Genomic DNA, 21,392 nt, shown 5'->3' on the forward strand with positions numbered 1-21,392 from the left:
CTATGACTGTGAATACCCAATACCGAAAACCGCTTCCTGGTACCCATCTCGATTATTTTGATGCTCGAGAAGCGGTCAATACTTTATCTCCAGGCGCTTATGAACAGCTGCCTTACACCTCACGTGTGCTCGCCGAGCAACTGGTGCGCCGCTGCGAACCAAAGATGCTTAAGCAAAGTTTGTTGCAAATTATTGAACGTAAGCGAGATCATGATTTTCCTTGGTACCCTGCACGTGTGGTGTGCCATGACATACTTGGTCAAACGGCTCTGGTTGATCTTGCCGGATTGCGCGATGCGATTGCTGAGCAAGGCGGTGACCCGGCTAAAGTGAACCCTGTGGTGGAAACTCAGTTGATCGTCGATCACTCACTGGCGGTGGAACACGCGGGCTTTGACCCTGAAGCGTTTGAAAAAAACCGTGCGATTGAAGACCGCCGCAATGAAGACCGCTTTCACTTTATCGAATGGTGTAAAACGGCGTTTGAAAACGTCAATGTCATACCGGCCGGTAATGGCATCATGCACCAAATTAATTTAGAAAAAATGTCGCCAGTGATTCAAGCCAAGCAGGGTATCGCTTACCCCGACACCTGTGTCGGTACAGACAGCCATACTCCGCACGTTGACGCGCTGGGTGTGATTGCGATTGGTGTGGGTGGCCTAGAAGCGGAAACGGTCATGTTAGGCAGGCCTTCAATGATGCGTTTGCCGGATATCGTCGGCGTTAAGCTTATGGGCAAACGCCAACCTGGCATTACCGCGACAGACATAGTACTGGCGATTACGGAGTTTCTGCGTAATGAGCGTGTGGTGTCTGCTTATTTGGAGTTCTTTGGTGAAGGGGCGAAAGATCTGACGATTGGCGACCGAGCTACCATCTCTAATATGACGCCGGAATATGGTGCAACAGCAGGAATGTTTTACATCGATGAGCAAACCATCAACTACCTTAAGTTGACGGGACGCGACGACGAACAAGTCGCCCTTGTTGAACAGTATGCGAAGCACACCGGGTTGTGGGCCGACGATTTGGTCGATGCGAAGTATGAGCGCGTGCTCGAGTTTGATCTGTCAAGCGTTACGCGCAATATGGCAGGGCCATCGAATCCACATCGTCGCTTACCGACATCTGAACTAGCGCAGCGTGGTATTGCCAATCATGAGTTGGTACCGCAAGACGGTCTACCCGATGGCGCAGTGATCATTGCAGCAATCACCTCTTGTACCAATACCAGTAATCCCCGTAACGTCGTGGCTGCGGGCTTGCTTGCAAAGAAAGCTAATGAGTTGGGCTTGGTACGTAAGCCTTGGGTTAAATCTTCATTTGCACCTGGCTCGAAAGTGGCCAAACTCTATTTGGAAGAGGCGGGATTGCTACCTGAAATGGAGAAGCTCGGTTTTGGTATCGTGGCGTATGCCTGCACCACCTGTAATGGCATGAGCGGTGCGTTAGATCCATCTATTCAGCAAGAAATCATTGAACGCGATCTGTATACCACCGCCGTTTTATCGGGCAACCGTAACTTTGATGGCCGCATTCACCCTTATGCTAAGCAGGCCTTTTTAGCCTCTCCGCCTTTGGTGGTCGCGTACGCTTTGGCGGGCACCATTCGCTTTGATATCGAACGTGACGCGCTAGGAACGGATAGCAGTGGTCAGCCTATTTATCTTAATGACCTATGGCCAAGTGACGAAGAGATCGATGCAGTGGTTGGCAAGCACGTCAAGCCAGAGCAGTTCAACCAAGTATACATTCAGATGTTCAAATTAGACGAAGGTGCGCGCAACAGCAACCCTCTCTATGATTGGCGACCCAAGAGTACGTATATTCGCCGCCCTCCCTACTGGGAAGGCGCATTGGCGGGTGAGCGCACCTTGTCAGGCATGCGACCACTGGCGGTGTTGGGGGATAATATTACGACCGACCACTTGTCGCCATCTAACGCCATTTTAGCTAGCAGTGCAGCGGGCGAATACTTAGCGTCAATGGATGTGCCGGAAGAAGATTTTAACTCCTACGCGACTCACCGCGGTGACCATCTAACCGCGCAGCGCGCCACGTTTGCCAACCCTAAGCTATTCAATGAGATGGTGAAAGAGAATGGCGAAGTGGTGCAAGGTTCGTTGGCCCGTATCGAGCCAGAAGGCAAAGTGACGCGAATGTGGGAAGCGATAGAGACCTACATGAACCGCAAGCAACCTTTAATCATTGTCGCTGGCGCTGATTATGGTCAAGGGTCATCGCGCGATTGGGCGGCGAAAGGGGTGCGCCTAGCTGGAGTTGAAGCCATTGTCGCAGAGGGCTTTGAGCGTATTCACCGTACTAACTTAGTCGGAATGGGGGTACTGCCTTTGCAGTTCAAACCGGGCACCACGCGCAAAACGCTCGAACTCGACGGAAGTGAACTTTACGATGTCGTGGGGGAAATAACCCCTGGGGCTGATCTCGCTTTGGTGGTGACTCGTGCCAACGGAGACAAGTTCGATGTGCCTGTGACCTGTCGTCTTGATACTGAAGACGAAGTCAATGTGTATAACGCGGGCGGGGTGTTGCAGCGTTTCGCCCAAGACTTTTTGGCGCAGTAGGAGGGAGTATGACAGCGAGTCAAATTAAAATTCCTGCCACCTACATGCGTGGTGGCACCAGTAAAGGGGTGTTTTTTAACCTAGCGGATCTGCCTCCGCCGGCCCAGCAGCCGGGTGAGGTACGTGATCAACTGTTGATGCGCGTGATAGGCAGCCCGGACGCCTACGGAAAGCAAATCGACGGCATGGGCGGGGCCACTTCCAGTACCAGTAAAACCGTGATCGTTTCGAAAAGCACTCGTGATGACCATGATGTCGACTACCTGTTCGGACAGGTATCGATAGATAAGCCGTTTGTCGATTGGAGTGGAAACTGTGGGAACTTGTCTGCTGCGGTGGGGCCGTTTGCGATTCATGCTGGACTGATAGACGCACAGCGCATCCCAGATAACGGTGTAGTCGCGGTGCGGGTGTGGCAAGCCAATATCAGCAAATCCATTGTCGTCCATGTGCCGATCTGTAATGGGCAAGTACAAGAAACAGGCGAGTTTGAGCTCGATGGCGTCACTTTTCCAGCGGCAGAAATCCAAGTTGACTTCATGCAGCCGAGTGATGGCGTAATGTTCCCAACGGGAAACTTAATTGATCAGCTGCAGGTGGAAGGGATTGGCTGTTTTGAAGCGACGATGATTAACGCAGGCATCCCAACGATTTTCATCGATGCAGAAGCGCTCCGTTATCAAGGTACTGAGCTGCAAGATGACATCAATAATGATGCTAAGGCGTTAGAAATGTTTGAGACAATTCGTGCATACGGCGCTTTAAAAATGGGGCTCATCGATAGCGTAGACCAAGCCAAAAGTCGCCAGCATACCCCTAAGGTGGCGTTTATCACTACGCCTAAGTCATACGTAGCATCAAGCGGCAAAGCGGTTGACGCTCGTGAGATAGACTTGTTGGTCAGAGCCTTGTCGATGGGCAAGCTACACCATGCGATGATGGGGACGGCTGCGGTTGCCATCGCGGCGGCTGCCTGTGTACCTGGCACTTTGGTCAATCGTGCCGCGGGTGGTGGGGAAAGGGATTGTGTCACTTTTGGTCATCCATCGGGAACACTCAAGGTTGGCGCTAGCGCAGGTAAAAAACAACAGGGCTGGCAAGTTGAAAAAGCGGTAATGAGCCGCAGTGCTCGAATTTTAATGGAGGGATTTGTGCGTGTACCCTCTGATGTCTTTGTTAACTAGATCATTAATCGAGTGGCAAGTTCAAGACATACTGGAGGAAGCAATATGTCTGCATATGAAAAAGAATACCAATGGGCTACCCAGGATCCGCAAGGCTTTTGGAGTGCTCAAGCTAAAAATATCGATTGGTTCAAAGCACCTGAAACCATTTTGGCCAAAGACGAGCAGGGAATCGAACGTTGGTTTCCGGATGGTTTGCTTAATACTTCGTGGTTAGCATTAGACTATCACTGCGAGCAGGGGCGTGGTGAACAAACGGCATTGATTTATGATTCACCCGTGACAGACTCTCAGCAGAGTTACACTTATGTTCAATTACGTGACAAAGTGGCAAAAATCGCTGGTATGCTCGCAGAGCAAGGAATAGAAAAAGGCGATCGTGTGGTTATCTATATGCCGATGATCCCCGAAGCGGCAATGGCGATGTTAGCCTGTGCAAGGTTAGGCGCAATCCACTCTGTGGTGTTTGGTGGGTTTGCTGCCAATGAACTTGCCGTGCGTCTCGAAGATGCCGAACCCAAACTGGTCATGACGGCATCGTGCGGCATTGAAGTAAACAAAGTGATTCCCTATAAACCTTTGGTTGATAAAGCGATCATGGATAGCCGCTGGAAGCCAGAGCGTGTGATGGTTCTGCAGCGCCCGCAATGCGAGGCAAAGCTGCAACAGCCACGCGACCTTGATTGGGCGAGCGCTTATGAACGCGCTTTGCCCCATGCGTGTGTGCCGGTATTAGCTACCGATCCTTTGTACATTCTGTACACCTCTGGGACGACGGGCAAACCGAAAGGTGTCGTCCGCGACAACGGAGGGCATGCAGTCGCGATGAAGTATTCAATGACCTCTATCTACAACATCCCACAAGATGGCGTATTTTGGGCCGCCTCGGATGTGGGTTGGGTAGTGGGGCACTCCTACATTGTTTATGCGCCGCTAATTCATGGCTGCACCACCATTTTGTTTGAAGGTAAGCCGGTGCGTACCCCAGATCCAGGCGCATTTTGGCGTGTATGTGAGCAGCACAACGTCGACGTGCTATTCTCGGCGCCGACAGCGTTTCGCGCGATTAAAAAAGAAGACCCGAATGGCGAGTGCTTGCAACGCTATGATTTATCGAAGCTGAAAACTATCTTTATGGCGGGCGAACGCCTGGACCCACCCACACTCGAATGGGTGAAAGAGAAAGCACAAAAACCCGTGATTGACCACTGGTGGCAAACTGAAACAGGTTGGGCGATTGCAGGCAACCCAACGGGTATTGAGTTAATGCCTGTTAAAGCCGGTTCGGCAACCAAACCAATCCCTGGCTATCAAGTTGAGATCCTCAATGAACTCGGCGAAGCTGTTGGTCCTAATCAACAGGGTTTTGTTGCGCTTAAGCGCCCGCTTCCACCTAGTTGTTTACCTACGGTATGGCGTAATCACGACCGTTTTGAATCTGGTTACTTGAGTCAATTCCCGGGATACTATGTCTCTGGCGATGGCGGCTATCTCGATGAAGACGGATATCTGTTTATTATGGGCCGGATTGATGATGTGATTAATGTTGCAGGTCACCGTCTATCCACCGGTGAAATGGAAGAAATTGTCGGCGGCCACCCAGCCATAGCAGAGTGCGCGGTGGTAGGGGTACACGATGAACTGAAAGGCCAGTTGCCGCTTGGTTTTGTCGTGCTCAAAGATGGAGTAAAAGTCGATGATGCTGCGTTAGAAGGAGAGCTAGTCGGTAAAGTGCGTGACCAAATCGGCGCTGTGGCTTGCTTCAAGCACGCTTTGGTTGTTGAACGATTACCCAAGACCCGCTCCGGTAAGATTTTACGTCGCACCATTCGCCAGATTGCCGACGGTGAGCAATACACAGTACCTTCGACTATTGATGACCCAACCAGTCTTGAGGAAATTGAAAAAGCGCTGAACTCATAATATTCGATCAGACCTCGAGCAAAGCCCCTAGCGTTAGGGGCTTTTTTATTGCCAAATGTGGACGAAAGCGCCAAACTGTTGCTTTATTTGTAATGCAAAAATATTCATGTCAGCACTATTAATACGCTCAGCAAATAACCAAGAACTAGAGGCGCTCAACCAGATGATGTTTGAGCTTCACCAAGAGCACCATCAACGCTGCCCGGAACATTTTAAAAGTGGCGAGGAAATTGAGCAAGAAAAGAGCATTGCTCGCTATCTTGATGATCCACAGTGTTTGGTGTTGGTCGCGATAAAAGAAGCGCAAATATTAGGGTTTGTCACTGGGCATTTTTGCGAACTCATTTCATCGGTGAGTAAACCCGTTCAAATGGGCAGTATCGACGAGCTCTATGTTGCGCCTAGTGAACGTCAAAGTGGTGTGGCATCCCAGCTCATCAGTGACTTAGAGCAGCGTTTTAGTGATTACGGCGTCAAGCAGATATTTGTTGAGGTGTGGCATTTTAATCATCAAGCGGTGCAGTTTTACCACCAAGCAGGTTTTGAGCACCATATTCACTGGCTAAGAAAAGCAATCACCCCAAATGAGTTGGAATAGAATGAAAATGAATAGTCAGTGGGTAAGGGCGTGGATTGCGCTGTTCGCTATCCTACTCTCGAGCGTTGTCAACGCTGAGACGAGTGACCACATCAAAGGCGCAGTGTGTGTGATTCGCTCCGGTGACAAAGTGGTGATGGTGAATGAGATCATCACCAAAAAACTATCACTGCCTGGTGGAGGGGTTGAAAAAGGAGAGGACCCTAAAGTTGCCGCCCAACGAGAAGCGTGGGAAGAGACGGGCTTGGTGGTGAGTATCAAGCAAGAGCTTGCTCGAATTGACAACGCGATCATATATGACTGTGTCAGCGACTCTGACATTGTGGCTTTTCAGTTCAATAATCATTTGGACGGCAATGAACTTCCGATTTGGTTTGCTCCCCATTATGGTGTCGAAGCGGCGTCAGCGATGTTGGTCGATCCGAGAAATGTGTCACCTTCCCGGTATCGCTTCCCTGATCAGTTGGCTTGGCTAATAGCTACTGTCGACACTGTGAGTGACCAACCGACAATATATGTTGATAACATGGTCGCAGCGGCTCCAACCTGGCATCAGTTTGAGTTGCAGTGGCTTCTTGAGTTTCAGCACGCTGTTCTTAAACTACCGCAAATAGTAAGAGCGAGCTTGGAGTCATTGATTGCGGTTGGGTTGTGGTTGGCTCAACCTGCTATAGGTTTGGTGCTGTTTCCGTTACTGTTTTGGCGTTTGGGTGCGACGCCTAGCTACCAGATCGTCCTCGCTTTAACTATTACCTCACTGTTAACCTTGATTGCCCAGCAGGGGTTTGCACTGCCAAGGCCTCTGGTTTATCTACCCGAAATTGGATTGCGTACCAGTCACGGATTTGGCCTCCCCAATTTACCTGTAGCATTATGGGTCTGCGCCGGTATTCTCGCGTTACATGCCTATAAGCGCTTAGGTGTTAACCGTTGGAGTGCTGGGTTATCAGCTGTTCTGTTATGGTTGGTGATTGCGCAGTATTACACGGGCTCTAGTTTTATCGTCGATGGGCTAGTTGGTGCGCTTTTGGGAGGATTGTGTGCGTGGCATCTGATTCGTTTGCAGCTAAAGCCCGATGTTGATCTCAAAGCATTAATGGTGTCTAAATCGGTGTGGTTCATGTTGCTTGTCGCGAGTGTAATCACAGCTCTGTTTTGGCCGATTCCCGTTTTTACTTATTGGTTAGCGGTGATTGTGACGATTCTAGGCGTCGTGACCTTATGGCGACAACACACCACGATTACGATGAACACAATGTTACTGTGTGTGGTGAGTTTGTTGGGCGTGTATCATGCTATGTCGCTGGTGGCCGAGTTGTTTTCGAGTAGTGGAATGGCGACTCTTTCGGTAGAAACCTTGCGCTACCCGCTGTTAATTGTGTTGTTCACAGTGTTGGTTCAGAGAGACGCCAAGGCTAGTTAGCCTTGGCGACTTGCGGTTTAACGGGCGTTAAGAATAAAACGCTCGATGACCTTAGCCACGCCATCGTCGTCGTTGCTGGCGGTGATGTAATCGGCTATTTGTTTGGTTTGAGGCATCGCATTTTCCATTGCGACCCCAAGCCCGGCATACTGCAACATGTGATGGTCATTTTCTGCATCGCCGACGCAAATTACCTCGTCGGCGGTGACGCCTAAATACTCAGCAATCGCGCCTACGCCAACCCCTTTATTACTGTCTAAGTTGAGAAACTCTAAAAAGAACGGAGCGCTTTGTACAACGGTGAAGCTCTTATGGTACTGAGGTGGAATCTGGTTTATTGCCGCGGATAGTTTTTCCGGCTCGCCGACAATCATCACCTTAATAATTGGGTGATCGTCAGCTAATTGGTCAAACGCCATTTCTGTTACCGGAATCTGATTAATGGTCGCTTCAATATCGGTGTGCGGATTCAATCGCGGCGTAATCAAACCATATTCGGTACTGAATGCATGACAATCAAGGTTGAGTTGCTGAGCTAATGCCGCGACTTTTTTGGCTTTCGCGCCATCAATGATCGCAGTGTGGATGAGCTTGTCACTTCCTAACTCTTTAACCATAGAGCCATTAAAATAGACCACAAACTCGTTGTCACCATCAATATTGAGCTCATCGAGTTTTGCTTGCATTCCATCGAGAGGGCGACCTGAGGCGAGCACCACTTTTACTCCTTGTTGTCTTGCCGCTTGTATCGCGAGTTTCGTCTGATCGCTAATGGTTTTGTCGCTAGTCAGTAGCGTGCCATCCATATCGAGAGCAATGAGTTTATACATAACTTACCTAAAAAAATGAATTGAAAATCAACAAAAGAAGCCAGCATAAAGGCTGTTGATACAATGATCAATTTATGAATGTGTTGACCTTCACAAGCGACTCCTTTAAGGTCTCGTTCCTGCAAAAATTTGATGATGATTTAGGCTAGACAAAGTTGTACAAGATTAACGAAATGTTTGAGACGATACAGGGTGAGGGCGTATTTACCGGCGTCCCTGCGGTGTTTGTTCGTCTACAAGAATGCCCGGTTGGCTGCGCTTGGTGTGACACCAAACAAACCTGGGATGCGCTCCCGCAAGATGAACGGGCGGTGGGTGATATCCTGTTGAAAACATCTGACTCGCCGACTTGGTGCTCAATGTCGGCGCAAGATATCGTTAGTCAATATCACCAACAAGGCTACAGCGCGAAACATATTGTCATTACGGGTGGGGAACCATGCATCTATGATCTGCGGCCGTTGACTGAGGCGTTCGAGTCGATGGGGTGTCAATGTCAAATTGAAACCAGTGGCACATCTCCTGTCTTAGCCACCCCAAAAACCTGGGTGACAGTGTCACCAAAGATAGCGATGAAAGGTAAGCTACCGGTACTCGATAGCGCGCTGGTACGGGCTAACGAAATTAAACACCCTGTCGCGACTCAAAAAGACATCGATCAGTTAGATGAACTGATTGAAAGAGCACAAGTTTCCTCACAAACCGCCGTTGCTCTGCAGCCAATCAGCCAAAAAGCGCGTGCCACGCAGCTTTGTATCGACGTGTGTATTGCGCGCAATTGGCGTTTGTCGATACAGACACATAAATATCTCAGCATTGCTTAAAGGACAGTAATATGAAAACAGCGGTTGTGGTTTTTAGTGGTGGGCAAGATTCGACCACTTGCTTGGTTCAAGCACTAAAAGAGTACGATGAAGTCCATGCGATCACATTTGATTATGGTCAACGCCATAAATTAGAGATTGAAGTCGCGCAAAACCTGGCGAGAGAGTTAGGTGTAAAAGCGCACAAAGTGATGGACGTTAGTTTACTCAACGAGCTGGCGATCAGCTCACTGACTCGTGACGACATCGCAGTGTCTCACCAGTTGCAAGAAAATGGTTTACCAAACTCATTTGTCCCGGGCCGTAACATCTTGTTTCTGACTTTGGCGGGTATTTATGCCTATCAAATTGGCGCCGAGGCTATCATTACTGGTGTGTGTGAAACGGATTTCTCAGGATATCCTGATTGTCGTGACGAGTTTGTCAAAACCATGAATGCGGCTTTGGTTAAAGGAATGGATCGTGCGCTAATTATCAAAACGCCGCTAATGTGGCTCAATAAAGCCGAGACTTGGGCGTTGGCTGATGAGTATCAGGCGCTCGAGTTGGTGAGAGAGAAAACGCTGACCTGTTACAACGGCGTAATAGGTGATGGTTGCGGAGACTGCCCATCGTGTGATTTACGTAGCGCGGGCCTCAACGATTACCTGGATAACAAACCTGAGATTATGGCCGAACTAGTTCGTAAGCAAAATGCGCAGTAGTCTGGTTTTAAAAATCAAAAAAAGCGTCCTTGGTTGGACGCTTTTTTGTATCGAAGCTTAATGGTTACGCAAGGTACATTTTAGCAAGATCTGACGGTTCCATCTCTTTGCCTTCAAGTTGGTCATTCCAGTTTGTTCCAACCAACACACCATCTTCTGCAAGGGTTAGCAACCAATCTTCAACAAAGATATCTAACGGGATTTCTAACACCTCGAAATCAGCCCACTCTTCAACATTGTGCGCTTTTGCATCTTCTTTAGAAGACCAAAAAGGCATTACTTCGCTGTTTTCAAATTCGGTTGAATCGCACGATAGCCAGCCTTCTTCATTTCGCATACCCCAAACCAACTTGTTTTGCTGGGTTTCTGCAACGAAAAGTTCTAGGTTTGCTTGAATATCAGAAGTTAATTTGCTCATTAGATAGCTCTCTTAGATAGAATCGTCGCTAGGGTAGCATCCATCAATGGTTATCAACAATAAAAAAGGGAGCTTTTGCTCCCTTTTCTCGTTATGTGCGGTTACTTTTCAATCTTGGAAAAAATTGTCCACTCTTCTTTCACATCGCCTTTGTGACCAACAACGGTAGCGACGACTTTTCGATTGCGTGCATGGCTGATTTCGTCATCACCATAGGCTTCAAGCTGAGTATCACCGAAACCGACAATGCGTACGCGATTAGAGCTTACACCATTTGCTAGCAGTGACGCCTCAACGGCCTTGGCGCGTCTTTCCGATAGCGCTAAATTATAGTCAGCATTCCCCACTTTACTGGCATAACCCTGAAGCTCGATTGAGGTCGATGGGTAACTCTCAAGGAACTCCGCCATTTCACGAATTTGTGCTGAAAAAGCAGGTTGAATTTCCGATGAGTCATTGGCAAACAAGATGTGCAGATTTAACTCTTCTTCCGTTTTGATAAACGTACCGCAGCCATCGTTGTCAATTTCGGCCTTTCGTGGTGTTTGAGGGCAGAGATCGCGAGCGTTGATCACGCCATCTTTATCATCATCCAACAGGTCGTCGATCTGATTCGGTGTCGGTGTCTCGATGTAATCGTACTCATCTTGTGCCATCACGGGAGCGGAGAGAATCGTCGCAGTGATAAGTAGTGATAAAAGTGTCTTGTTCATATTAGTACTCTACTTCCTCATTCCACTCTTCAGGGGTGTCAACGCGTAATGCGGCAAGCAAATTACCCGTTGCATTCATGACACGGTACTTTGCATACTGCTCATCATACTTGGCATCAAGATAACCTTTACGGGCCTCGAACAGTTCATTTTCTGTGTTGAGCAAGTCAAGTAGGGTGCGTTTGCCTAATCGATACTGCTTATCGTAAGCGATCACTGTGTCGGATGCCGAGTCTACGTGGTCAGCCAAGAACTCTTTTTGTTGCACGGTAAGATCAAGTGCACTCCAAGAGAGTCTGATCCCTTCTTCAACACTGCGGAAAGTACGATCGCGAAAATCTTTCGCTTTATTCAGTTGATAGGCCGCACTCTCGGTACGATCAGAATCTGAACCGCCATTATAGAGGTTGTAGCGCATTCTCAGCATCGCAGAAAACTCATCACTACCGCCTTCGATACCACCGGCATCATCGCGCCAAGTTTGATTCGCTTCAATCGATAGCGTTGGATAGTTGACCCCTTTGCTCTGGTCGTACTGGAAGCGAGCAGAGTCGACGTCGGCCTGCGCGATCTTAATCACAGGGTGTTCATCGAAAGCTTGTTGCAGTGCTTCGTCTATCGTGTAGGGAATAGCCGTTTGGTCGGCACGCGGAAAGGTGAGGCCTTGCGGGGCTTGACCAACAATACGCTTAAATTGTGTGTGAACATCAAAAAGATTGTTTTGCGCAGCAAGTAGATTACCGTGTGCTTTGGCTAAACGCGCTTCAACCTGAGATAAGTCAGCGGTGGAACCAATACCAGAGTCGACGCGTTTCTTGATGTCTTGATAGATTTCTTTGTGTACCGCTAAGTTACTTTCTGATAGGGCCAATACTTCATAAGCCTTGGTCGCATCGAGATAAATTTTCGTGACTTCAAGAGCGATGTCTTGAGCGTCTGAAAAAAGCTGAAAGCGAACCGATTCCGCATCAGCGGCTGTGCGATCCATATCGTTAAGGGTCGCCGAACCATCCCATAGCAGCTGTGTCAGAGATAAGGTCGCTTCTTTACGCGTCAACTCATTCTCTGTTCCAGACGCTAGATCGACCTCTTCGTAACCAATACCAGCATCGAGATCGAGTTTAGGCATATACGCGCCTGTCGATGCTTCGGCGTCATAATACTTACTTTTGAACTCGTTAAACGACGCCTTGATTTCAGGGTTGGTTGTAATGGTATGTGCGACGGCTTGTTCTAATGTTTGACTATGTACAGGAAAGCTAAGTGCCACTGCGCAACTTAGTACTTTCAACTTATTCCATTTCACTCTGACTCTCCTCGAAGTGCTCGTAATTGAGGATATTACTCAACTTAACTGTCTCATTTGTGAGATAAACCCATCATTGGCGCCAATAAAATAACACTCATAAAGCAAGATAACTAATCAAATTCGACAAAATTAGGTTGCACTTATTTAAAAAGTAGAGCGTCAACACTCTTGTTAATTAAATGTGGTTAAAATTACGACACTGGGTGAGAATGCGTCAAAAAGTGAGATCTTTATTCATGTTCTCATTGTTGAGAAATGCAACTTGTATCGTGTTTTACGTGGCATTTATTCAAAAAACTTGTTTGGCAGAATTGTTAATAATGCTAATTTATAGCGTATATGAATCTATAGATTGCCAAATATTTGTCGGTAATCTTATTGAAGTAAAAAGCAGTCAAGGATAAAGGGCTTACATTATGGGTTTTGGTACTTACGTAGCAATGGGAAATCTAGCCGCTAATCAGGTTATCGTCATCGACATCAACGGCAACGTCCGTGTACTCGCTGAGGGTGAACTTCCCAAACCTGGCGAACTGATTGTTCAAGGTAATGAGCAGCTCTCCTCAGAGTCGTTGCCTTTTCAAGTGGAACAAGTCAACGAAGACGGTGAGAATCAAGACATCACTGCTGAACTTGAAGACATTTTCGCTGCGTTAGAAGAAGGCCAAGATCCGACTCAGTTAGGCGAAGATTTTGCCACCGCCGCAGGTGGGCAGAGCAGCTCGAGCTTAACGGCTTCAGCTTCTATCACTCGAGACGGTGCAGAAAGCATTGCCCGCACTGATTTCAGTACGGAAGGTTTTCAGTCTTTAGGCCTTTCCGAAACCCAAAGCCTTGCCCTGCTAGAACAATTTCGTTTATTTGAACCTGTTTTTGTTGACCTTAACAACAATCCTCTAGCTGATGACCTAGCGATTACTACAGATGAAGACACACCAATCAGTGGCACCTTAGTTGCCACCGACCAAAATGCCCAAGACATCCTGACTTTCTCTCAATCTTCTGCTCCTTCAAATGGTACTGCTGTCGTAAACCTTGACGGAACTTGGACATATACGCCAAATGAATTTTTTAATGGAAGTGACAGCTTCACTGTTGAGGTTTCAGATGGAAATGGAGGTACGGACACGCTCACAGTGAACGTGACGATTCAACCAGTCAACGAAACACCGATTATCTCGATCCCTGAAGCTGGCGAAGACGGTTTAGTTAATGCCGTTGAGGCGAGTGATGGTATTCAAGTTTCAATCGAACTTCCGCGCGGAACAGGTGTTGGCGATACCTTGGTTCTGCGTGACCAAAATGGCCAACAAGTCGGTGAGCGTGTAATCACTCGAGATGATTTCAACAACGGCAATATCGTCATTACAGTTCCTACACCAGAAGATGGCACGTATACATACGAAGGGCAAATTACAGATCCGCAGGGTAATGTGGGTCCGGTTTCAAACGAAGTTGGGTTCGAGTTGGATACTCAGTACGGCGAAGACGGCGATGACAATGGCAGCATCATGCCACCAACGGTGATCATCACAGATAACAGCGGTCAGACCGACGGCAGTGAAGAAGTGATCAACGCCACAGAAACCGCGGACATCACGGTGAACTTCGGCGAAGGCGTGACGTCAGGCACGGCGGAAGTGGTCATCAGCGATGAAGACAACACGACCGGCAACATCACGTTGACGCTGACGTGGGCAGCCGACGGCACCGTCACGGCAACGGACGGCGACAAGACGTACAGCGTGACCAGCACCGCAGCAGGCCAGTACACCATAGAAGGCGTGGACGTGAGCGGCCAGAAAGATGGCACGTTGACGGCGACGGCGACGTTCACAGACCAAGATGGCAACACGGTGAATAACATCACTGATGATGTGCAGAAAGACACCGTCTACGGCCAGGCGGGTGAAGACGGCGCCCCAACGGTCGCGATCACCGATGAGAATGGTGAAGAGGTCATCAACGCCACAGAAACCGCGGACATCACGGTGAACTTCGGCGAAGGCGTGACGTCAGGCACGGCGGAAGTGGTCATCAGCGATGAAGACAACACGACCGGCAACATCACGTTGACGCTGACGTGGGCAGCCGACGGCACCGTCACGGCAACGGACGGCGACAAGACGTACAGCGTGACCAGCACCGCAGCAGGCCAGTACACCATAGAAGGCGTGGACGTGAGCGGCCAGAAAGATGGCACGTTGACGGCGACGGCGACGTTCACAGACCAAGATGGCAACACGGTGAATAACATCACTGATGATGTGCAGAAAGACACACTAGCCCCAATCGTTCCGATCATCACCAATATTGCCGACGATTCATCGGATAGCGACTATTCAGTCGTTACCTTGCATGGCACAGGTGAGCCAGGTCATGAGATCAAGATATTTGATGAAGATGGTAACTTAATCAATCAAAATAGTACTGTTACTGTAGATGATGAGGGCAATTGGTCATTTGATATTTCAGATTTAACCAATACTCAAATCAACGACAATGAATTCTTCACGGCGACCCAAGTCGATGCTGCTGGTAACGAGAGCGATCTAAGCGATACAGTACACTATTACCATGGCGACTTTGATCCTGCGCTTAACGAAGGCAGTGATGACTTTGTCTTACTGGGTGATGGTGACGATGTTCTTAGAGTCAACGTTGATGACGCAAACGACAGTATGGTTGCTGACGGTGGTGCAGGGACTGACAAAGCCGTGTTTGATTTCAGCATCGAGCAAGCGAGTATCGTGCTAAACGCCGACGGCTCTGTGACTGTTTCTGAGAATACTGGCAGTGGTGATGTAAACACCTTTATCGAGTTTGAGGAGTTCGAGTTTGAAGGTGGCGATAAGAAGTCCTTCGACGAACTGTTCTCACCAACGATTGAGATCGAACGAGATGAAGATGAGGTAATCAACAGCGATCGCAGTACCATCAATTATACGGTTGGTTTGCCGGTCGGTACAGTGGCTGGTGCGACATTGATCATCATGGCGGAAGGGCAAGCAATTGAACAAAGCCCAATTACGCTCACCCAAGATCACATCACGAATGGCACATTCAGTTTCTCTATTGATTCTGGTTCTGTTGACAGTGAACTTAACGTCTCTGCAACCCTTGATTATGGTAACAACCAAACGTTCAGTGATAACGATGCTTTGGCGATGAATAATGGGCCTGAAGCAGACGACTTCACTGTTGACCTTGGGAGTCAGTCAAGCGTTAACTTTATCTTCGATGAGCATGTTACCGACCAAGAAGATGAAGATGCGTTGACGGTATCAATTGATCAAGAACCAGCGTTAGGCACTTTGTACATCGTTGACGGTGATGATCGAACGGAAGTAACAACTGGAACGCAAATAAGTGAAAGTGATGTCGTAGAATATCAGCTTCGTGATGATATTAATGAGTTTATGAGCTTTGATGCGTCAGAAGACTTTGATGTCGCCGACAATACCGTCTCTGAATTTACCTCAGACAATGGTGTCGTGATCACTGGCGGTCACTTTGAAGGTGCTCGTCCAGATGGCAACGGAAATGAAACGTCGGCAAATCTTTACTACGACAGTAAATACGGGGAAACTGGGCTCGGTGTTGGCGACCAAGAGATCGATGTAAAAGACAAAGACTTTATCTCGGTAGATTTTTCGAACGTTGGTGGGGATAACACTGATATCACGATTACCCAGGCAAATGTTTCTATCGGTAGTATCTGGGGTAACTACGAACACGGTGATAGCGCAGACGCGCAGATTCACATTTTACTGTTTAAAGATGGTCAAGTCGTTACCGATGCAGCCGGAGAGCCTGTCGAGTTTGTTTTCGATGATAGTGTTGACCCTTCAGTTCATGATGGCTCAGGCGAGTTTGTTGCCAATATCCATTATGAGGATGGTTTCGATGAAATCCGCGTGTTTACCACCAAAGGTGGTACAGAAGATACCAGTCATAACTCAAACATTACCTTACAAGGCGTCGATATTGTTGATGCTACTGTATCAGAAGAGATAGCTTACACTGCTACGGATAGCGATAAGGGTGAAGATAGCGGCGTGATCACCGTCAACAGTTCAACAACGGATAGCTCAATCACCACACCAACGATTGATCTGGTTGCATCAAGTGATACGGGTGACAGTGCTACAGATAACATCACGAAAGATACAACGCCGACCTTTGCTCTGGGTAATATTGATAGTGATGTCGCTGCCGAAGGCATCGAGGTATTTAAAGGTGGCGTCGTCGTTCAAGGCGATTTAGATCAGATTGACGGGGTCTGGTACTTCACTCCAAATAGTGAAGTTGTTAGCGGTAGTCAGCAGTGGAGCGTGAAAGTTACTGATGATGCAGGTAACACAGCAACCTCCACTAAACTAGTAGTGACTGTTGATACTGGTTCTGAGGCCACAATATCAATTCACGCGATTGCCGGCGACGACATTCTCGATGCGCAAGAGGCATCCGAAGACGTTGTCATTACAGGTCGTGTCGATGGTGATGCCGAGCCAGGAGATAAGGTTACATTGACTCTCGATGCTGGTGATGGTAGCCCTGTTAGTGCGTACACAGGTGATGTTTTAGCAGATGGTACATACCGTATTAGTGTTCCGGGTAGCGAGTTAGCATCAGATGCCGACGCAACCTTGGTCGCAAGTGTTTCTGGTGAGGATCAAGCTGGAAACGCCTTTACGGCAATGACAGCCGCTAGTGGAGACAATAAGGATGGCGGCTATCATGTAGATACGGCGCCAGTCGTTAATCCAACTGCAGTTATCACCGATGAAGATGAAACGGTCCTTATTGGCTGGGCCTCTTTAGGCGTTGCTGACAGTGATTCAGAGGATTCTACATTGTCCGTTACCATCACCACTTTGCCAGAAGGTGGACAGTTACAATATTATGATGGGAATGATGGCTGGCAAGCGGTAGCAGAAAATCAAGAGTTGGATAAGGCAACATTTGATAATAACGAGGTACGATTTGTACCAGACAATAACCTGTCGGGTAGCAGCCAAATTGGATTTGAGGCCTCTGATGGTGTCAACATGAGTGAATCAGCCACGTTGACTATCAATGTGACACCTGTCGCTGATGCACCAAAGCTAAGCCTAAATACGCCGGATCCTGATTTGCCGCAGCAGGAGTTTAATGTCGCGACTTGGGATAATGTGGTTGTCGATGACACGACTTATGGTGCCGGAAGAGGTGTACCAGGTAGTGATTTGATTGCGCAGCTATCTCAACTGGATAAAGCGGATGCGGCGCGGTCTACGACGGATAATGCTGAAGATAGTGCGAGCACAGCGACTGACCCGAATCAAGCCGTCATAGTAACTGGACTCATTTACCTGGAGGCCAACGTTTCTTACGATTTTGTTGGTCGAGGAGATGATAGCATTGCGATTACTTTGGGTGGAATATTGGTCGATGAGGGTCGTTGGGGCGTATCGAGCGGTGATATTCAGGGTAGCGCGTTTACGCCAACCGAGTCTGGCTACTACCCAATCGCTATTTACCACCACAACCAAAGTGGAGATGGCAACTTTAACGTTGATGTATCTATCGATGGTGCCGACCCTGTTGACTTGGCGAATAGCCAGCTTTCGATCGTGACCGACGTCGGTTCAGCGCAAGATACCGACGTACGCCTTTCTGCATTGCAGACTGATGACAATGGTGTCGAGTATTACGAGACATATTCTGTTAATGAAGGGCGTCAAGATACAGCCATTCCATTGTCTGAAATTGATGCCTCGTTGACCGACACTGACGGTTCAGAAGCTTTATCTATTCTGCTCTCTGGTATTCCTGTGGGGGCCACTATCAGTGATGGCAGTAATACTATCCTAATAAGCGGTGAGACAGATGAAAATGGTCAGCCTATCCAGCCAATTAGTGTGACTGATTGGGCACTCGATAATTTGACGGTTACGCCGCCTCCTGGCAGCCATGAAGACTTTACCTTAACAGTAACAGCGGTAAGTTCTGAGAAAGATAACGACAGTCAAGCGCAATCATCACTCGAACTCGAGGTTGTGGTGCATGAAAACGAGCCTACGCTAACAGAGAGCGACACCAACTCTGGCAATGAAGATCAAGTGATTAGCGGCAACGTATTAGCTAACGACAGCGATGCTGACGATGTGCTGCAAGTGGTAAGCGTTAAGATTGATGGCACTGACTATCAGGTGGATCAGTCGATAGCTCTTGATGAAGGTACGTTTACTATCGATGCAAATGGGCAGTACCGCTTTGAGCCAACAGGCAATTGGTCAGGCAGTGTTCCAGCAATCGAGTACACCACCAATACAGGAGCCACTGAGTCACTCAATCTTGCAGTCATTCCTGTCGCTGACGCACCAAATCTAACGGTAGTACTCGGTGATAGCGTTACAACTAACGTAACGATGGACTCTGCGCTTCACACCAAACTGGTTAATGGTGAAGCATTGTCTGAAGCTGATAAAGCTGCACTGGGTGTTATAGGGGTAGTTGAGGAGGTCAACCGAAGTGCCACGGGCACGAATAGAGCTGAAGTTCTATTCGGTAGTGATCAAGCTGATACTATGTATGGAAAGTATGGCGATGATGTGTTCGTTGGTGGCACCGGAGATGACAAGATTGACGGTGACGACTCTTGGTCTACAACTGATCGCGATGGTGTTGACACCGTTATCTACTCAGGTTCGTTATCTAACTACACATTAGTCAACAACGGTGATTTCGGCGGAAACGTTGAACAATGGGCTGTCTTTGACTCAACAGGCAGAGATGCGTCCGCTCGAAGCGGAACTGGTTGGGAGCAGACCGGTGATCATCTGTATGAAATAGAGCGCCTCATCTTTGCCGATGCTATCGTCGAGCTTAATGCGGATGGTACGGATACGGTAGTCCAGGACGTAGTTACTGAGTTAAATATCTCAGCGTCTGTATCGGACCGAGATGGTAGTGAGTACCTTGATGAAGTGCGCATTAATGGTTTGCCGGATGACGCCGAAATTGTCGACAAGGTTACGGGTGAGGTTATCGGCAGTAGAGACGGCGATGATTGGGTCATTGATGTGACTGGTCAGTCTACTAAGGCCGTGAACTATGACAACCTAGCCGTTAAGCACCAGTCAACAGATTCTTTGGATATTAATGTTACTGCCGTCGCCAAAGAGAGTGGCTTGGAAAGTGACCAAATAGGCAACACGACCACGGTGAATAGTGCAGCAAGTGCAGATGTCGTGGCTGATCAAGGCGGTGATTTGCCAACCACCTTGATCACAGTGGCTATTGATTCTTCAGGTAGTATGAATCAGAAACCATTATCAAATGCCTCAGATGATGATAAGCACACAATGCGTATCGAGTTGGTCTTAGAGGCAACGGTTTCGATGCTAGAAGGTGTCCAAGCGCAACAAGGTTCTAAAGATGTGCTCGTTCAGTTGGTGGACTTTGACAATCAATACTCTAACAGTAAGCATGAACCAGATAGTAAGGCGACCTCTCTGGGGTGGTACAACATCAGAGATGCAATAACCTTGTTAAATGACGCATTAGATGGTTTGGAAAAGAGCAGCTACAAAGGTGTGTTTGACCCAGCAGGAGGGACAGACTACGAAGAAGCAGTCTACGCCATTGTGAATGGGTATCAGGATGACAAGGTAACCGATCTTAATGGGGATACTCAGGATTCTATTTTCATTATTAGTGATGGTGAAAATAATGGTGGATGGGCTGACCCAGCTGAAAGCCTATGGGCTGACTTTATTGAGGGTAAAGATGTCACTGTCGTCGGTGTTGGTAGCGAAGATAAGATTCCTAAAACCGATCTTAAAGAAATCGCTGGCGACTCTGGTGAGGTGATTTATATACCTGATGATGAAGTTAGGGCTAAGTTGCCACAGCTACGTCCAACAATCGGTCAAGCGGGCAGCTTGTTGATGGCGATTGCAGGTGCTGAGGCGGCTGCCATCGTGATTGACGAGTCAAATGCGCAAGTGGCACAGTTTATCAACCAAGATGGCGATGTATCTGTTATGCCTTCTGGACTGACCTTCACCAAAGATACAGTCGGTAATGAACTGGTTGTTGATACTGAATATGGTGTGTTCCGTATCGGTTCAGATGGTTCTTACTACTTCCAGCCTAGTGAGTCTGCGCCGCCAATTGACGAAGGTAAGGCTGTTGGATTTGAGATCGTACTGATGGTCGAGGATACCAATGGTCAAACGACTGAGCAGTTGGTAACACTAAATGTCAGCCACAATGGTCAGGTTAACCGTGTTGATTCGTCTTCTTTCACTGCTTCTACTGGTGACGATCAAGTAAGAGGAACTGATGGTGATGACGTTATCCTCGGTCATTCAGGTAATGATGTACTTGATGGCGGCTTAGGTGATGACTTCCTCACGGGGGGCAGCGGCAATGATATCTTAATCGGCGGCCTAGGTAACGATATCCTGACTGGCGGTGAAGATGCGGATATCTTTAAGTGGGTTGACCAAACGCCTAATGATAGCCGTACTGAAACAGACACGATTACCGACTTCCAAGTTGGTCAAGATCATATAGATGTTTCGCAACTACTAATAGAAGATGACACTATGGAGAAGCTCTTAGAGCATCTTTCAGTGGACAAGCTAGATGATAATAAGCTGGAGATTCATATTACTGACTCGGATAAAGATGTTACGATAACAGTTAATAGTGTTGATAATTCCTTCAGTAGCTTATCTGATGGGCAGATAACAGGAGAGTCTCTCAATGACTTGATCAACTCTCTGTTTACTAATCTTCCAGAGAGCTAAACAAAAAGGGCCGCAAGGCCCTTTTTTAATGCTCGTTACTTAGGCTGTGTATCACTCAGCACCAGTAAAAAGAAAGG

General features: G+C 48.0%; 12 protein-coding genes. 8 read left to right on the forward strand and 4 right to left on the reverse strand.

Going from position 1 to position 21,392, the window contains the following annotated elements:
• The first annotated feature begins 2 nt into the window (after positions 1-2).
• From acnD to FCU94_RS06700, 5 genes are all read left to right on the forward strand, one after another.
• On the forward strand, positions 3-2,588 hold the full coding sequence (gene acnD / locus FCU94_RS06680) for a Fe/S-dependent 2-methylisocitrate dehydratase AcnD (RefSeq protein ID WP_176287768.1): 2,586 nt from the start codon (positions 3-5) through the stop codon (positions 2,586-2,588).
• Between the two features lie 8 nt (positions 2,589-2,596).
• Positions 2,597-3,772, forward strand: coding sequence for a 2-methylaconitate cis-trans isomerase PrpF (prpF, locus tag FCU94_RS06685; RefSeq protein ID WP_176287769.1), 1,176 nt, complete (start codon positions 2,597-2,599; stop codon positions 3,770-3,772).
• A gap of 45 nt (positions 3,773-3,817) precedes the next feature.
• Positions 3,818-5,695 carry a propionyl-CoA synthetase gene (locus FCU94_RS06690; protein WP_176287770.1) on the forward strand — a complete coding sequence of 626 codons (1,878 nt, stop codon included), beginning with the start codon at positions 3,818-3,820 and terminating at the stop codon, positions 5,693-5,695.
• Between the two features lie 106 nt (positions 5,696-5,801).
• Complete coding sequence (locus FCU94_RS06695) at positions 5,802-6,293, forward strand: GNAT family N-acetyltransferase (protein ID WP_176287771.1); 492 nt, start codon at positions 5,802-5,804, stop codon at positions 6,291-6,293.
• A 1-nt stretch (position 6,294) separates the two neighbouring features.
• Positions 6,295-7,716 carry an NUDIX hydrolase gene (locus tag FCU94_RS06700; protein ID WP_176287772.1) on the forward strand — a complete coding sequence of 474 codons (1,422 nt, stop codon included), beginning with the start codon at positions 6,295-6,297 and terminating at the stop codon, positions 7,714-7,716.
• A 17-nt stretch (positions 7,717-7,733) separates the two neighbouring features.
• Here FCU94_RS06700 and FCU94_RS06705 read toward each other — a convergent pair whose 3' ends face one another.
• Positions 7,734-8,546 (reverse strand): Cof-type HAD-IIB family hydrolase, encoded by an 813-nt coding sequence (locus tag FCU94_RS06705; RefSeq protein WP_176287773.1) that lies wholly within the window; start codon positions 8,544-8,546, stop codon positions 7,734-7,736.
• A 155-nt stretch (positions 8,547-8,701) separates the two neighbouring features.
• Here FCU94_RS06705 and queE point away from each other — a divergent pair, with 155 nt between their 5' ends.
• Together queE and queC are read left to right on the forward strand one after the other, a co-directional pair.
• A complete protein-coding gene (gene queE, locus FCU94_RS06710; RefSeq protein ID WP_176287774.1) occupies positions 8,702-9,370 on the forward strand; it encodes a 7-carboxy-7-deazaguanine synthase QueE in 669 nt (222 codons plus the stop codon).
• Between the two features lie 11 nt (positions 9,371-9,381).
• Positions 9,382-10,074 (forward strand): 7-cyano-7-deazaguanine synthase QueC, encoded by a 693-nt coding sequence (gene queC, locus FCU94_RS06715; RefSeq protein ID WP_176287775.1) that lies wholly within the window; start codon positions 9,382-9,384, stop codon positions 10,072-10,074.
• 64 nt (positions 10,075-10,138) lie between these two features.
• Here the strand turns inward: queC and FCU94_RS06720 are convergent, their stop codons facing one another.
• The 3 genes from FCU94_RS06720 to FCU94_RS06730 form a co-directional block, all read right to left on the reverse strand.
• Positions 10,139-10,492 (reverse strand): DUF2750 domain-containing protein, encoded by a 354-nt coding sequence (locus FCU94_RS06720; protein ID WP_176287776.1) that lies wholly within the window; start codon positions 10,490-10,492, stop codon positions 10,139-10,141.
• A 101-nt stretch (positions 10,493-10,593) separates the two neighbouring features.
• Positions 10,594-11,205, reverse strand: a complete 612-nt coding sequence (locus FCU94_RS06725) for an OmpA family protein (RefSeq protein WP_176287777.1) — start codon at positions 11,203-11,205, stop codon at positions 10,594-10,596.
• Between the two features lies 1 nt (position 11,206).
• Positions 11,207-12,511 carry a TolC family outer membrane protein gene (locus FCU94_RS06730; protein WP_176287778.1) on the reverse strand — a complete coding sequence of 435 codons (1,305 nt, stop codon included), beginning with the start codon at positions 12,509-12,511 and terminating at the stop codon, positions 11,207-11,209.
• 419 nt (positions 12,512-12,930) lie between these two features.
• Here FCU94_RS06730 and FCU94_RS06735 point away from each other — a divergent pair, with 419 nt between their 5' ends.
• Complete coding sequence (locus FCU94_RS06735) at positions 12,931-21,315, forward strand: Ig-like domain-containing protein (RefSeq protein ID WP_176287779.1); 8,385 nt, start codon at positions 12,931-12,933, stop codon at positions 21,313-21,315.
• The last annotated feature ends 77 nt before the right edge of the window (positions 21,316-21,392 follow it).

The sequence above is a fragment of the Vibrio sp. JPW-9-11-11 genome (assembly GCF_013369335.1).
In the GTDB taxonomy this organism is placed as follows: Bacteria; Pseudomonadota; Gammaproteobacteria; order Enterobacterales; family Vibrionaceae; genus Vibrio.